We start from the raw sequence: 14714 nt of genomic DNA, 5'->3' as shown, positions 1-14714 counted from the left end.
TTTTAAGGGTACTTACTAACAATATTCGGGCAATTTTCCCCGTTGATTAATTGCTGGATATTTCTCAGCGTAGTTTCACTGATACTGGTCAGTGCTTCTTCTGTTAAAAATGCCTGATGACCGGTAAACAGCACGTTATGACATGAAGACAAGCGACGAAAAATATCATCCTGAATCACGTCATTAGATTTGTCTTCAAAGAAGAGGTCGCGTTCATTTTCATAAACGTCCATACCTAGAGAGCCAATTTTTTGTTGTTTTAATGCGTTGATAGCAGCAACGGAATCAATTAGGGCTCCGCGGCTGGTGTTGACGATCATTACGCCGTTTTTCATTTTACTGAAGGCAAGTTCATTCAGCAGATGATAGTTTTCTGATGTCAACGGGCAATGAAGAGATATCACATCGGATTGTGCATATAGCGTATCCAGATCGACATATTCAGCACCGAGATCCAAAACAGCTTGATTGGGGTATGGATCATAAGCCAACAGGTGCATACCAAACCCTTTTAGAATACGTAGAGTTGCGACACCAATTTTACCGGTTCCGATAATTCCCGCTGTGCGGTTATGCATATTGAAACCAATTAAGCCTTCGAGAGAAAAATTGGCGTCACGGGTGCGTTGATAAGCTCGGTGAATACGGCGGTTTAAGCACAGGATTAACCCAATGGCATGTTCGGCAACTGCTTCGGGGGAATAGGCTGGCACCCGTACAACCTGAATACCCAGCTCTTCAGCTGCATCTAGGTCAACATTATTAAAACCTGCACAACGCAATGCGAGGATTTTTACATTCATTTCAGCCAATTCTTTGAGTACTTCACGGTCAGCATTATCGTTAACGAAAATACAAACAGCATCTGCACCAATAGCGTTTTTAGCGGTTTGTGCACTGAGAGGAAAATCGAAAAACTCGAAATCATAATCAAACCCGAGTTTTTGATTAACCAGCTCCAGATGTTTATGGTCATACTGTTTGGTACTGTAAACGACTAATTTCATGGAATTATCTCCGCTATAATTTAAGTAGCTAATAAATTGTTTAGGGCTTAAATTATTGCTGACGTAAAGGGTTAAATAAACCGATAAATTAATTAACTCTATAGATGTATTGCTCGTTTCTCCCTATATGTTCAACATAATTTTCTTATTAATCAATGTCTTAGTTTGAGGTGTGTCTGCTAAAATATGGAATAATGTCAGGTTGTGTACGCCTTGAAGTGGTAACACCTGAGAAGCCAATTAATATGAATGTCAAAATTGAGCATGAAATTCATGTAAAGATAGACAGACAGGTTGAAGAGATGCTTAAGAATAATGTGGGTTTATTCCAAGAGCTTGGCATATGAAAAAGAGATGGGCGGGCATATTGTTGTTGACTGGCGTATTGTTCAGTTCTTTTGCTTCTGAATGAGGCAAAGCAGAAGGGGCTGGTAGGTGAAACTTTCAATGGTTATTTGGCTATAGTGAAAACAGATGTTCAGGCACAGGCTTTGGTGATAAAAATAAATCAGGCTCGTGAGAGAAAATACGCTGAGGTTGCTGCCAGTAATAACATTTCTGCGGAGCAAGTCGTTAAACTGGCAGGTGAAAAACGGGTAAATAGAGCAGAGCCTGGAGAGTATGTACAGGGTATTAATGGTCAATGGCTAAAGAAATAAAAGCGCGCTAGGTAGCGCGCAAAATAATAAAGTCACGTGTGAATGATGAATAAAAATGACTACCTGGTCGCTATTTTTTCCAGAGTTTCACGGGCAGCCTGTTGCGCTTGATTTGCGGTATCAGGACTTAATCCGACACCTTCAACAAACACAAATTCTATATCAGTGAGACCAAGGAAACCCAGAAATAGACTTAGATAAGGTACTAACAGATCACTAGGGCCGTCTTTATGAATACCCCCGCGACTGGTTAGAACAATTACACGTTTGCCTTTTATCAAACCTTCAGGGCCATTCTCGGTATAACGGAAAGTCACACCCGCTCGGGCTATCAGGTCAAAATAGCTTTTCAGTTGGGTTGGAATGTTAAAGTTGTACATAGGCGCGGTCATAACAATGACGTCATGATCCTGCAATTCAGCAATGAATTCGTCAGATAACGCCAGAGTTTCTTTCTGACGAGCAGTCATTTCATTACCCGTTGGACGTAATGCATGAACCAGTTCGTTATCCAGAATAGGGACAGGTTGTGCTGCCAAATCGCGTACTGTGATATGGTCATCAGCGTGGTTAGCTTGCCATTTTTCAATAAAGAAATCTGCCATTTGGTTAGTGTGTGAATGTTGCGCCATAATGCTGGATTTCAGAACCAGAACTTTACTCATTTTTATTCCTTAAATTAACTTTTGATAGTTCACTTGTTAATCACGACACCGTCATTCTATGAGTTATTACTTTCTGGTAACAGATCAATATTTAGAGATTAGAATTCAAATTTATTGAATAACTTTACCCGTACCAATACCCATTCGCGGGAGTACTCGCTGAAATTATCTCCAATAAATTAGGATGTGCTACTATATTGCCAATAAGAGCTATGTTGCCAATAAAAACTGAGCTATCAATAAACACTGGCTAATCAGCAAAATAAGAAATCAAAGGACCAATGTAAGGTGAAAGAATTTCAGAAAATCATTAATCGTCAGGCTGTCTGTCCAACAATCAAATATCCAGAAAACCTGCCTGTCAGCCAGAAGAAAGATGATATTTATAAGGCTATTCGTGACCATCAGGTTGTGATTATCGCTGGGGAAACCGGTTCAGGTAAAACAACGCAGATCCCGAAAATCTGTCTTGAACTGGGTAGGGGAATAAAAGGATTGATTGGCCATACTCAACCTCGACGGTTGGCGGCTCGTGCTGTTGCTAACCGTCTGGCGGAAGAATTAGAAACCTCAGTAGGTTCGGCTGTGGGTTATAAAGTTCGTTTCAGTGACCATGTAGGCGATAATACATTGGTTAAGCTGATGACGGATGGTATTTTGCTGGCGGAACTGCAAAATGACAAATGGCTTAAACAGTATGACACTCTGATTATTGATGAAGCGCATGAACGTAGCCTGAATATTGATTTTATTCTGGGCTATTTACGTCAGTTACTGCCAAAACGTCCTGATTTGAAAGTCATCATCACTTCAGCGACTATCGATCCTGAACGTTTTTCTCGCCATTTTAATCATGCACCGATTATTGAAGTTTCTGGTCGAACCTATCCGGTAGAAGTGCGTTATCGGCCTGTTATGGGGGATGATAATGATGGAGAACGGGATCAGCTTGAAGCAATTATTGATGCTGTTGATGAGTTGAGTCATGAAGGGGCTGGGGATATCCTGATCTTTATGAGTGGTGAACGGGAAATTCGCGATACCGCTGATGCTTTGAATAAACTGAATTTGCGTCATACCGAAGTATTGCCGTTGTTTGCGCGTCTTTCTAACAGTGATCAGAACCGGATTTTTCAGTCACATGCTGGCCGGAGAATTGTATTGGCAACTAACGTGGCAGAGACGTCTTTGACGGTACCGGGAATTAAGTATGTGATTGATACTGGTTATGCGCGTATCAGTCGTTACAGTTATCGGACGAAAGTCCAGAGATTGCCGATAGAGCCAATCTCTCAGGCATCGGCGAATCAACGGAAAGGGCGCTGCGGGCGTGTATCTGATGGGATTTGTATCCGCTTGTATTCAGAAGATGATTTCCTTTCACGGACAGAATTTACTGATCCAGAAATCCTGCGTACTAATCTGGCATCGGTCATTCTACAAATGACTTCAATTGGTCTTGGGGATGTCAGCGCGTTTCCGTTTGTGCAACCTCCTGATAAACGTAACATTCAGGATGGTATCCGGCTGCTGGAAGAGCTTGGTGCTATTGATCAGAAAGCAACTGTTCAGGGTAATTACCGTCTTACTGTAATAGGGCGCCAATTGGCTCAGCTTCCCGTTGATCCTCGATTGGCGCGTATGGTACTGGAAGCGCGCAATCATGGTTGTGTGCGTGAAGTGATGGTCATTACAGCTGCGTTGTCTATTCAAGATCCAAGAGAAAGGCCACTGGAGAAACAGCAGGCTTCCGATGAGAAACATCGTCGATTTGCTGATAAAGACTCCGATTTTATCGCATTCCTGAAATTATGGGATTTTCTGAAAGAGCAGCAAAAGGAGCTATCTTCTGCGCAATTTCGTAAATTGTGCCGTCAGGATTATCTTAACTATCTGAGAGTCAGAGAATGGCAGGATATATATACCCAGTTACGGCAAGTAGTGAAAGAAATTGGTTTACCAGTAAATAGCCAGGATGCAGATTACCGCAGTATTCATGTTTCGTTACTCTCCGGGTTGTTATCGCATATCGGCCAGAAAGATACAGATAAACAGGAATATACCGGCGCATGTAATGCTCGTTTTTCTATTTTCCCTGGCTCCGGTTTATTTAAAAAACCGCCTAAATGGGCAATGGTGGCGGAACTGGTTGAAACTAGCCGCTTGTGGGGGCGTATTGCTGCCAGAGTGGAGCCTGAGTGGGTTGAACCGTTAGCGGTACATTTGGTGAAATATCATTACAGCGAACCGCACTGGCAAAAATCTCAGGGCGCGGTAATGGCTAAGGAAAAAGTCACTTTATATGGCCTGCCAATTGTGGCTAGCCGTCAGGTTAATTACAGTAAAATTGACCCAATGCTCTGCCGTGAATTGTTTATTCGCCATGCGCTGGTGGAAGGTGATTGGCAAACTCGGCACGCATTTTTCCGCTCGAATCTGAAATTACGTGAAGAGATTGAAGCGTTGGAACATAAATCCCGCCGTCGCGACATTCTGGTGGATGATGAAACCTTGTTCAGCTTCTATGATCAACGTATACCTCAGAATGTAGTTTCTGCCCGCCATTTTGATCGCTGGTGGCAGAAGACAGGGAAAGAACAGCCAGAGCTGCTCAGCTTTGAAAAAAATATGTTGATCAAAGGTGATGCAGATAAAATCAGCGCATTGGATTATCCTAATTACTGGTATCAGGATGCACTGAAATTACGGTTAAGCTACCAGTTTGAACCGGGTACGGAAGCCGATGGCGTGACAGTTCATATTCCGCTGCCAGTGCTGAATCAGATTAAAGATGACGGATTTGATTGGCAAATCCCAGGTATTCGTTACGATCTCGTCGTTGCTTTGATTAAATCATTGCCGAAACCGGTTCGTCGTAATTTTGTACCTGCGCCAAACTATGCTCAGGCATTTATGGAACGAGTATCTCAGCCACAATCTACCTTACTGGATAGTCTTGAGAAAGAATTACGGCGCATGACGGGTGTGACAGTGTCACGTGATGATTGGCAGTTAGGACAAGTCCCCGATCACCTTAAAATGACGTTCCGAATTGTAGGTGAGAAGAACCGAACTATTGCTGAAGGCAAAGATTTATCTGCGTTGAAATTACGATTGAAAGACAAAGTTCAGGAGACACTTTCAGCCGTTGCTGATGATGGTATTGAACAGAGTGGGTTGCATATTTGGAGCTTCGGTGAATTATCGGAACGGTATGAGCAAAAGCGTGGGGGTTATTCCGTCAAAGCATTTCCAGCATTGGTGGATGAAAAAGAGAGTATTGGTATTAAGTTGTTTGAAACTGAACTTGAACAACAGATTGCTATGTGGGAAGGCACTCGTCGCCTGCTATTGCTAAATATTCCTTCACCAATAAAATACTTACATGAGAAATTACCTAACAAATCCAAATTGGGTCTCTATTTTAATCCTTATGGCAAAGTGCTGGATTTAATCGACGATTGTATTGCCTGTGGTGTTGATAAATTGATAGCAGGGCATGGAGGTCTGGTTTGGAATGAGCAGGCTTTTATTCAGTTACAGGATAAGGTTCGGGCTGAGCTAAATGATACGGTTGTGGAAATTGCTAAGCAGGTAGAACAGATACTCACTACCGTTTTTGCTATTAACAAACGTCTTAAAGGCCGGGTCGATATCTCACTGGCGTTAGCGTTGTCTGATATCAAAGCACAGATTTCTGGTTTGGTTTTCAGAGGATTTGTTACCGCTAATGGCTGGAAACGTTTGCCCGATGTTTTGCGTTATTTGCATGGTATTGAGCGTCGTTTGGAAAAATTGGCCGTTGACCCACATCGGGACCGGACACAAATGGGACGTATTGAGAATGTTCAGCAACAATGGCAGCAATGGCTAGCGAAATTATCGTTGCAACAGAAACAGCTACCTGAGGTACAAGAAATTCGTTGGATGATAGAAGAATTACGGGTTAGTTTGTTTGCCCAGCAACTGGGTACACTATATCCAGTTTCTGATAAGAGAATTTTGCAAGCAATGGAGCAAATTGCTTCCTGATGAGAAGAAAGGCCGGAAACTGTTCATGGTTTCGGCGAGGTCGTTTTTTATAAACAGAGCGAGGCCACCTCTTTTAGAGGTGGCTTTACAGAACAGTAGAACACCATGCTGGTTGTTAAATTTGTTGAACTAGGGGAGCGATCGAACTATTATCATATTATGTGATATAAATTTATATCATGTTAAGTGACATCAATTTGATAACTGCTAATCATCTATTCGCTTGAATTTCATAATGTAATGTTAGGAGGCTATAATGAGAACTGAACACACCAGATCTATACAGACTATTAGCCACTCAACAGAAGTTATTGACTCTTTTAAAGATTTTAATACAAATAAATTCTTTTTTGTTCTCCGTCTCAGTGAACGACAAGATGTTAATAAGCAGTTATTCATAGTAACTCTTAAAGATGATAATAAGAGTGATAATTTCTATGTGGTCCCATTCGCCGAATTAGTTGTCAGAAGGGAAAGAGTGAAATATCTTGTTTCTCCTGAGAATCAATATCCAGAATACAATGGCAATATTGATGTTATCATGAAACATATTGAATCCGTTGTTAAGAATTTTATTGATAATTTCAAACTAACGACTGTCCATTAAATCTTACAGGGATAGCGATGGCTCCCAATCTTATTAGTTCATATTCAAAGGATTTGAGCAGAAAGCCAAGTTGTGTTTCAGAGAATATTATTGACGAATTTCATCATTTATCACTGGAAGATGATTTGTTGAAAATTACAGAGTACGCCCTTATCGGGAGTGAATATCATTACTATTCAGAAATAGTTTATGTGGGGTGTTCGACCTCTAATTTCTATTCTGAATATGCCGAACACTTAAAAGAATGCGGGTATAGCTCTGAGCGGATTATTAATGAATTGCTTTCTCTTGATATGCATGAGGGATCAGAGGACACTCTGATTGGCAGAATTGCATATAATGACTTTAACTTTGTCAATAAAGGAATAACCAAAACTGGCAAGCAAATAAGAGCCATTGAAATATCAGAAGATTTTCGGAGATCTGGTTTGGCTCGTTCGATTTATAACACCTTGTTATTAAAACATGGACATATTATTTGCGACAATATTCAGAGTTTAGCGGGTGGTTCTTTGTGGGCTTCTGGTATTATTAAGTTGGGTGATGTCCGTATTTACGACGTTATTAAAAAACAGTTCATAGATGTATTAACTCCATATGGTATAGGGATTAATGGTATTATTCCTTGGAGTGCTTTAGACTTGCCTGTTAGTGAGTTATCTAAGTGGGACCCAAGACCTTTATCTCCCGAATCTTGCCACCATATAGTTAACATCATTAGTAAAGATCTTCATTCATAAACTTATCTCTCACGGGTTTTCTATATCTGTCTGATTAAGACTGAAGTGAACCCAGAAAGTTGAACGCTTAAAAATTAGGGAGCACTTCATCGTCTATTATATTTACTTAAATATTCCATAGTTAGAGGGCAATGCAAGGAAATGGGTATTATCATATCAGTGATAATGCATAATCATTAAATTGTCGTCATTAATGGAATAATATAGAAAGACCATATTCTATGATCTTATTCAGATTGTCTCATTCCAGCTATCGGCATGAATTATATTTCCATCATTATGCTTCCAAGTGATTTTTTCATAGCGAAGTTCAACGATTTCCATATGATTGAATTTCTCTTTTGATGCGTCCTTTATATCGAGCATAACAGGAACAATATTAACCACTTTTACATTCTCCATGAAAGTATTGAAGTATTCTTTTTCTTGCCCATGTTCATTTATTTTATACCATTTTAACTCTGCTGATTTTAATGTTTGCCCTGTGGTTAATGCCTTATAAAGATAGGGTGATGACGAATCGACTTCTTTTTCAATCTTCCTTGCTCCCATTGAATTTACTTTTTCAGCAACTTGCTCTGGTGTCAGATTAGGGTATGGATTATGTTTCTTTAACTCAGCTGCAAAAGAATTAAAAGTCAAAAGGGTTAAAACTATTATTGGAAGTGATTTTTTCATGGTACTACAACCAATATATCATCGCTAGATGAAGCAATACTTTTTCTCAATGCTGCACCATTTATAACGATACAACCCTCAGAAGCCTGATGGTATGAACCATCGTTCCTATCTCCGTGGATTCTAAAAACGTCTCTCCCATAAGTGTTTGTTCCTAAAATGGGAACAAGTTTTACAGTATATGGACCTTTATGGTTATTGTACCCATTAATTCTATAATGGCCTTGTGGAATGGGGCCTGTTAAGTATACGTCCTGCATAGATGAATTATTTATCCCAGCGCCATGACCGCTATAGCCTTTTGCGATAAAAGAGCCATTATGTGTCAATACGCCAGTGCCTTGTGAATATTGCCAAGTCATATTTATCCTCATTAAAAATTTATATGAACCAAGGGGATTAATTTAAATGTAATAAAATTTTTTAAAGTATAATTATGTAAAAAATATAATATTTTTGTAAATATGGCTATTTAAAACAATAAATTAAGAACTAATATTGTTGTAAGATAAACCTGAATTATAGTCGAATGAAAACCTCGAAAAAGTATAATGGTATTCACCAAATTTCTTAATGAAACGCTAAGGTTTGTTGCCCTTAATCTTGATAAAAAATTAATCACAAACAGTGCGCCAGCTAAGAAATTAAATCTCCTATAGCTGATGCAGATTAATTTATTATTGATAGGTTAATGTGATTGTTGCGGTCACATTTGCTTGTCCGGGAGTTATATTGCGATCGATCTGGAAATAGCGAGCATGTAAGGGAATAGATAATTTCCCACCTGAATAGCTGTTACCGATATTGATTTGTGAATGAATAATTACGGGTTGATTGTTGTGAAGTATTTGTAGACCAACACCGGAAGCTGTTGTCTGGTTATTATCCTGATCGAGTGCCCAGACATGATATAAGTTATTCTTTGCTTGCTTTCCATCAAGCATTAATTGAATATTAACATCATCATCGCAATCTAAAATAACCTCAAAATCCTTTCCTCCTGCGGTACTGTTAACACCAGAAAAATCGCTTTTTTTGATATCGCCCATAGGAACAATAATATTGGTATCTTTTAGCGAACAGCTTTTAGTCATAATCCGGGTATTTCCCAAGCGGTAGGTATGAACGATGTTATCATTTATTCGTGCCTGAATTAACTGACCGTTTTTAACAAAGCCAGAGCCGGTTGTTGGTGCTATTTTTATCAGTTGAATTGTCAGATATCCCCATGTATTACCACAATACCAATGGGCTGAATTGTCACAGCTTATAGGGTCGTGAACAATACGGGGTAACCAGTCCAAACCATAACCGGGACCCCAAGTATTTATTCTTATACCAACACCAGGAACACCGGATTCGTAAATAGCGTCCTTATTGTAGTCGGCGCTTTTATAGGATGTATATCCCCATGATGTTTTAACACTTGTATCGCAATAGAAGATATTGCCCTTATTGGTTAATTCATCAGCACGATATTCATAAATGGTTGTACCAATAGCGTGATCTCTTGGTACATATAAGGTACCAAAAGACAGATTAGTAATTTCCGGTTTAAATTCTTTGTCAAACTGGCAGCTAGCGGCAGAAATATAAGAACTCATTGTTAAACCGATAAATAAATGAGTGATCATTAGTAAATGTTTAATTATATTGTAAATATTAAGCATCATATTTTCCTGAAAGTCGTTATTCACAGTGAGCTTCTATTATATAGATGCCAGATAGAGGTTTTTTTTCTGGTAACTTGTAATTGACACTACATTCCTGAATATCCTGATAACCCCACTTAACCAATAATCGTCCACTATCGGGTAAACCAGTGAGGTAAACCTGTCCTTCATGACTGACAATTGCACTGTTTGTTTCATCAATTTCATGGCGTTTTTCTAACGTAACAATCGCTCCAAAAGGAATAGGATTACTTTGATAATATAGGTTTATCAGAACCCTATGACCTATTCTGGTTTGGAAATTAGCCAGAACTAAAGCACCTTGAGTAGGAATAACCGTTTGGGCATTAACATCAATATCGACATTATCAGCTAATGAATGGGTATCGAGTGCAATGCGGTTTTTTCGGTAGCTGCTAACATAAGGAATAATCGCGAGGCCGTTCCAATCGGTCGTAATACCCACATTATTATGGATCTTTATTCCTTTAGCACCATCAGTCCTGACTAATGCTAAAGTATCACCTAAATGTTGTGAAAGAGTGATGCCATATGGGTGGGCAACAATTCCGCCTTGAAGTCCGTAATTCAGTTGGCGAGAATGTCGGTCATAACTATAACCGGCACTAATCTGACTATAAGATCCTTTATATTCTGCATGAGCATGACCACCAACACCGGTGCCGTGATTTGCGTAACTCTGTTGCAAGCTATAGGTTAAATTATTGTCTTCAAGTGCCGAACCACTTAAACCTGTTTGGTGGGAAATATCTTTGTTTTTATTTGTATTCAGGTTGTAATAGGCCCAGCTATTTTTCAACCAGCGATCTAATGGAACCTGTATGCTAAATGAAAAAAGTTGCTCGTTTTTATTCGTATCGGGGAGTTGGTTGTAAGTATAATTCAGACTGTAATTGATGTTGTTATAACTGATACTATAGCCGGCATTGATACTGCGTTCATAGCCATTTTGTTGCCAATAATTTTGCTGAAAAGCAGATAGATATAAACTCCCTAAATTACCCAGAGACTGATTAACGTGCAATTGCAGCTTACTTCTCTTATTGGTGCGATAATGCCAGTCACTATTATTAGAATTATCTATATCATTGCCTTCTTTAAAATCATAAAAGCCACGTGTTGAATAGCGATAACCCGCCAGAGTAAAATTAGTCCCTGTTAATGAAAGATCTTTTGCATATTGAAAACGGTAAGATTGTCCTTCGGTACGGGTATTTGACTGTAAATCAGTATTTGCGTGGGTTATATCAAAAGAGAGAGAACCTAATGTACCCAAATTATAGCCTGATCCCAAAGCAATTGATTGATAATCTTTTGATAAAATAGTACCGCCATAGGTGGTGAGATTATTGGAAAGACCATAGATTAATGTGCTTTGGGTAAAATTAGGTTCTCTTCCACGGTTATTTGATGATTGATACTGACCCAGCGTCACCGAATATTGAATTCCCCCTTCCCGTAGCATGATGGGAACAGTCGAAAATGATTGGGTAGATCGACGTTCCTGACCATTTGCTTCTTTAATAATAACTTCCAAATTTCCGCTTGATGTGGTTGAGAAAAGGTCATTAATGATAAATGGGCCAGGTGCGACATAAGCCTGATAAATGATATAACCATTTTGCCTGATCGTAACTTGCGCATGGCTTTGCGCAATTCCACGGACAGTAGGAGCAAACCCTTTTAAGCTGTCTGGTAACATATTATCGTCAGAAGCTAGCTGTAGACCACGAAATTGGTTACCTTCAAAAATATGGGAGGATGTAAAGCTGTCACCTAAGGTTAATTGTCCTTTCAGTGAATGAATATCCCGTTGTAAATAGGTGTTAATACTTTTCCAGCTCTTATTACGGCTGGTATAGGTGGAATAATTACGTAAGCGCCATGCTTGCCAATTAGCACCTGTTCGGAGATTCAGATAGTTGGTTTGTTTAGAGCCAGATTTGTTGTCTTGCCAGCTATTTGATCCACTATAACTGTAATTAATTAACAATGAAGTTAATCCTTGCTGCCATCGTTCAGGTGAAACATAACCTCTTGCCTGATTGTTTAACGCCGCTTGGGGAATACTGATATCCAGCCTTTGCTGACTAAAATTAAAAGCTGTACTTGCTGATAGAATATATTGTCCCAAATCAGACAGCTCTGTTTCTGGCGGTAAACTGACTAATTCTGGAAATGTATCTATTTTTACTCCCATATCCTGTAATTGTTGAATTGTCAGTTTAGGCAGCAATTTGTTATTTATCATGACAAAGGTCACGTTTCGGGTATTGACTTTATCTTTGTTAAGATAAATATCTACCCAGTAAGTACCTGGAGGGTAGTCATCTTGTGTAAAAATAGAGAGATCAATATCTTCGGGGGAATCAGTACCTGTTTCTAAGGCATGAATATTGAAATAATCTTCAGAATAAACGTTAGTAGAGTGAAAAAGCGCTCCAATTGTCATAAATAGAGGTAATAAGCACCACGGGTGTTCAATATGATATGGATTTTTATTAATTTTATGCCGTGAGTACTTTTCCATAATTAATTTTCTAGCATAGAATACATTAATGTAACTACTTTGTTAAATGCTTGTTTTTTCTTCGGCAGTTACACCACCAAAATCATTAATCGCTTTCCAACTAACTTGCTTTATGTTCTTTACAGGTAAGTGCCAATTCAGTTGACTAAAAGGTTTAATCATTCCTGCCGGTTTTATTTCATGTTGATCAGCCTTAAGGTACGATAATGAAATAAAGTAAGGGGTAGGGTTTTCTGCAACTAATATATTATTTTCTGATCGAAATTTTAGCTGTTTGTGGGCGATACTTGACTTTTCCACTAAATTTACAGGACGGTAAAATAATTTAAACTTTGATTTAACTGTAATCTGTAATTGATTTTGATCTGATTTTACCGAGGCAGGAATAGATTTCACATTGAGCCAAAAAAGTGATTCCCGATCGTCAGGTAGGTTAGTTCCTGTTTTGACAATGCGCAGGATATTTTCATTACCTGCTGTGAGCTTAAAAATCGGCGGGGTAACAATAAAGGGGGTTTTCGTATTATCGTTTTCATCTTGAATCCAGGACTGGATCAGATAAGGTGCATCTTTTTCTGGGTTGTGTATAGAAATGGATGCTTCTTTTTTGTCACTGATATAGATAATGCGGGTTCCGCCAATGACGACGCCCGCGATAGCAAAATTTATGCTGATAATATATAGAAATATCATTGTCAATAAACGTTGGTACTGCACGGTAAGTTCTCCGTTTATATACCCGTTATTTTTCAAGTCGCCTTTTTGTTGGTTGCACTCACTCACCCAGGTCACAGAGTTATCTATGACATAGTTATCTATGCTCCCGGGGATTCGCTCCCTTGCCGTTGCGATCTATTTTGAAATCCATTGTTGGGTATACGTTATTTTGTGGGATTAGTGGGCATCCATGCCCATATTTTTTTGTTACTCAGTTTGATTGTCTTAATTATAAACAATAGTAAAGTTAGCGACTGCATCACCAGAGCCAGGACTAATCGTTTGAGCTGTTGCAATATACTTTGCAATAAACTTCAATTCTGCCGTTTTTTGATCAGTAAACGCTTGGAATTTGGATGCCTTGATTAAAGGAATCAACGTTGAGTTATCTTCTTCATAAATACCAATAGCGACACCATCAGCAACGGCTTGACCTGTATCGTTGGATAGGGCTAGAAGATTGCTATTTTTACTATCTGTTTGCCCATCAAATTTAACTTGTGCATTGCTGTAGTCTGATGGGCAATCACTCAGTTTAATGCTGAAAGGTGTTGCGGCAGCGGTGCTGTCTACACCATTAAATGCACTTGAGCTAATTGTTCCCATATTCACGTTTTGGTTTGCAGAATTGGTATCGATTTTACAAGCATTAGTGATGATATTACCTGTAAAGTTGATTCTTCCGTCAGCTGCATTTGCTACGGAAATAAATACAGAAGATGCAAGTAAGGATGAAATAATCAGTTTAGCTTTCATTTTAAATAGATCCTAACTCTGGCGAGTATTATGTCAGGGAAACAGAAAAATTGATTTAACCGAAACTGTATATACCTGTTATCTTTCAAGTTGTCTCTTTGTTGGCTGCACTCACTCACCCCAGTCACAGAGTTCTCTATGACATAGTTACCTCTGCTCCCGGGGATTCGCTCCCTTGCCGTCGCGATCCATCTTGAAATCTATTGGGTATAAATGTCAATACAGCATGTAAATATCTAAAATTTTTATCCAGTAATAAGAGCCATAGTCCAGACTATATTTTGTTCGGCGTTTCTTATTTAGGATAAGGTGTGAGTGATAATAGCGATTAATTCGTAAGAATCCAAAGGATGACTCGATAATATGCTGCATTTAATATTTTTATCTATAGTTAAAGACTAAACAGGATTTTTTCATGGTTTATTGTGGTTTATCATATGAAATAAATTATTATGCTAACTAATACGAATATTTATTAATTAATAATTAGTTATGAAATTAACTGTGATTTATATCACGATTCATATATTGCTATGAAAAGGTTATTCTTTTTTTGTTTGATTTATTATCTTCACGTTATTATTTTATATGGTTATTTTTTTCTTTGAGAATGTATACACATGATAGAA

At 38.7% G+C, this 14714-nt stretch carries 11 protein-coding genes and 2 pseudogenes; 5 read left to right on the top strand and 8 right to left on the bottom strand.

All coding sequences use genetic code 11. The features are described from left to right. Positions 1-2: 2 nt before the first annotated feature. A complete protein-coding gene (locus tag AM629_RS04550) occupies positions 3-1007 on the bottom strand; it encodes a 2-hydroxyacid dehydrogenase (RefSeq protein WP_054476552.1) in 1005 nt (334 codons plus the stop codon). Between the two features lie 194 nt (positions 1008-1201). Here AM629_RS04550 and AM629_RS21880 point away from each other — a divergent pair, with 194 nt between their 5' ends. Next, positions 1202-1354: a YnbE family lipoprotein gene (locus AM629_RS21880; protein WP_083451873.1), complete on the top strand. Its 153-nt coding sequence runs from the start codon at positions 1202-1204 to the stop codon at positions 1352-1354. 51 nt (positions 1355-1405) lie between these two features. Then, entirely contained in the window at positions 1406-1666 is a 261-nt protein-coding gene (locus AM629_RS04545; RefSeq protein WP_235525397.1) for a YdbL family probable chaperone protein, read from the top strand. Between the two features lie 59 nt (positions 1667-1725). Here AM629_RS04545 and AM629_RS04540 read toward each other — a convergent pair whose 3' ends face one another. After that, positions 1726-2331 carry an FMN-dependent NADH-azoreductase gene (locus tag AM629_RS04540; RefSeq protein WP_054476549.1) on the bottom strand — a complete coding sequence of 202 codons (606 nt, stop codon included), beginning with the start codon at positions 2329-2331 and terminating at the stop codon, positions 1726-1728. 300 nt (positions 2332-2631) lie between these two features. Here AM629_RS04540 and hrpA point away from each other — a divergent pair. The 3 genes and pseudogenes from hrpA to AM629_RS04525 form a co-directional block, all read left to right on the top strand. Then, positions 2632-6363 (top strand): annotated as a pseudogene (gene hrpA / locus AM629_RS04535) (ATP-dependent RNA helicase HrpA); the annotation flags it as partial. A gap of 256 nt (positions 6364-6619) precedes the next feature. Further along, positions 6620-6970: a hypothetical protein gene (locus tag AM629_RS04530; RefSeq protein ID WP_054476545.1), complete on the top strand. Its 351-nt coding sequence runs from the start codon at positions 6620-6622 to the stop codon at positions 6968-6970. A 17-nt stretch (positions 6971-6987) separates the two neighbouring features. Then, the gene (locus AM629_RS04525) at positions 6988-7710 is read left to right on the top strand and encodes a hypothetical protein (RefSeq protein ID WP_054476543.1); all 723 of its coding nucleotides are present in this window, start codon (positions 6988-6990) and stop codon (positions 7708-7710) included. A 231-nt stretch (positions 7711-7941) separates the two neighbouring features. Here the strand turns inward: AM629_RS04525 and tssD are convergent. From tssD to AM629_RS04495, 6 genes and pseudogenes are all read right to left on the bottom strand, one after another. Then, positions 7942-8310, bottom strand: a pseudogene (gene tssD / locus AM629_RS04520) (type VI secretion system tube protein TssD); the annotation flags it as partial. Between the two features lie 74 nt (positions 8311-8384). Then, complete coding sequence (locus AM629_RS04515) at positions 8385-8750, bottom strand: tlde1 domain-containing protein (protein ID WP_054476541.1); 366 nt, start codon at positions 8748-8750, stop codon at positions 8385-8387. A 315-nt stretch (positions 8751-9065) separates the two neighbouring features. Next, entirely contained in the window at positions 9066-9992 is a 927-nt protein-coding gene (locus tag AM629_RS04510) for a fimbrial protein (RefSeq protein ID WP_235525396.1), read from the bottom strand. Between the two features lie 85 nt (positions 9993-10077). Then, a complete protein-coding gene (locus AM629_RS04505) occupies positions 10078-12612 on the bottom strand; it encodes a fimbria/pilus outer membrane usher protein (RefSeq protein ID WP_054476537.1) in 2535 nt (844 codons plus the stop codon). A 42-nt stretch (positions 12613-12654) separates the two neighbouring features. Continuing rightward, positions 12655-13404, bottom strand: coding sequence for a fimbrial biogenesis chaperone (locus tag AM629_RS04500; RefSeq protein ID WP_420806654.1), 750 nt, complete (start codon positions 13402-13404; stop codon positions 12655-12657). A 150-nt stretch (positions 13405-13554) separates the two neighbouring features. Beyond that, positions 13555-14085: a fimbrial protein gene (locus AM629_RS04495; protein WP_054476531.1), complete on the bottom strand. Its 531-nt coding sequence runs from the start codon at positions 14083-14085 to the stop codon at positions 13555-13557. Positions 14086-14714 lie beyond the last annotated feature (629 nt).

This window comes from Photorhabdus heterorhabditis (assembly GCF_001280945.1).
GTDB classification, from domain to species: domain Bacteria; phylum Pseudomonadota; class Gammaproteobacteria; order Enterobacterales; family Enterobacteriaceae; genus Photorhabdus; species Photorhabdus heterorhabditis.
The sequence above is the reverse complement of the archived record's forward strand: the minus strand, read 5'-3'. Positions and strand labels throughout refer to the sequence as shown.

Excerpts from the sequence above, each read along its gene's own strand:
- AM629_RS04540 (WP_054476549.1), bottom strand. The coding sequence starts at position 2,331 with ATGAGTAAAGTTCTGGTTCTGAAATCCAGCATTATGGCGCAACATTCA.
- AM629_RS21880 (WP_083451873.1), top strand. The coding sequence starts at position 1,202 with ATGTCAGGTTGTGTACGCCTTGAAGTGGTAACACCTGAGAAGCCAATT.
- AM629_RS04525 (WP_054476543.1), top strand. The coding sequence starts at position 6,988 with ATGGCTCCCAATCTTATTAGTTCATATTCAAAGGATTTGAGCAGAAAG.
- AM629_RS04495 (WP_054476531.1), bottom strand. The coding sequence starts at position 14,085 with ATGAAAGCTAAACTGATTATTTCATCCTTACTTGCATCTTCTGTATTT.
- AM629_RS04505 (WP_054476537.1), bottom strand. The coding sequence starts at position 12,612 with ATGGAAAAGTACTCACGGCATAAAATTAATAAAAATCCATATCATATT.
- AM629_RS04530 (WP_054476545.1), top strand. The coding sequence starts at position 6,620 with ATGAGAACTGAACACACCAGATCTATACAGACTATTAGCCACTCAACA.
- AM629_RS04550 (WP_054476552.1), bottom strand. The coding sequence starts at position 1,007 with ATGAAATTAGTCGTTTACAGTACCAAACAGTATGACCATAAACATCTG.
- AM629_RS04510 (WP_235525396.1), bottom strand. The coding sequence starts at position 9,992 with ATGAGTTCTTATATTTCTGCCGCTAGCTGCCAGTTTGACAAAGAATTT.
- AM629_RS04515 (WP_054476541.1), bottom strand. The coding sequence starts at position 8,750 with ATGACTTGGCAATATTCACAAGGCACTGGCGTATTGACACATAATGGC.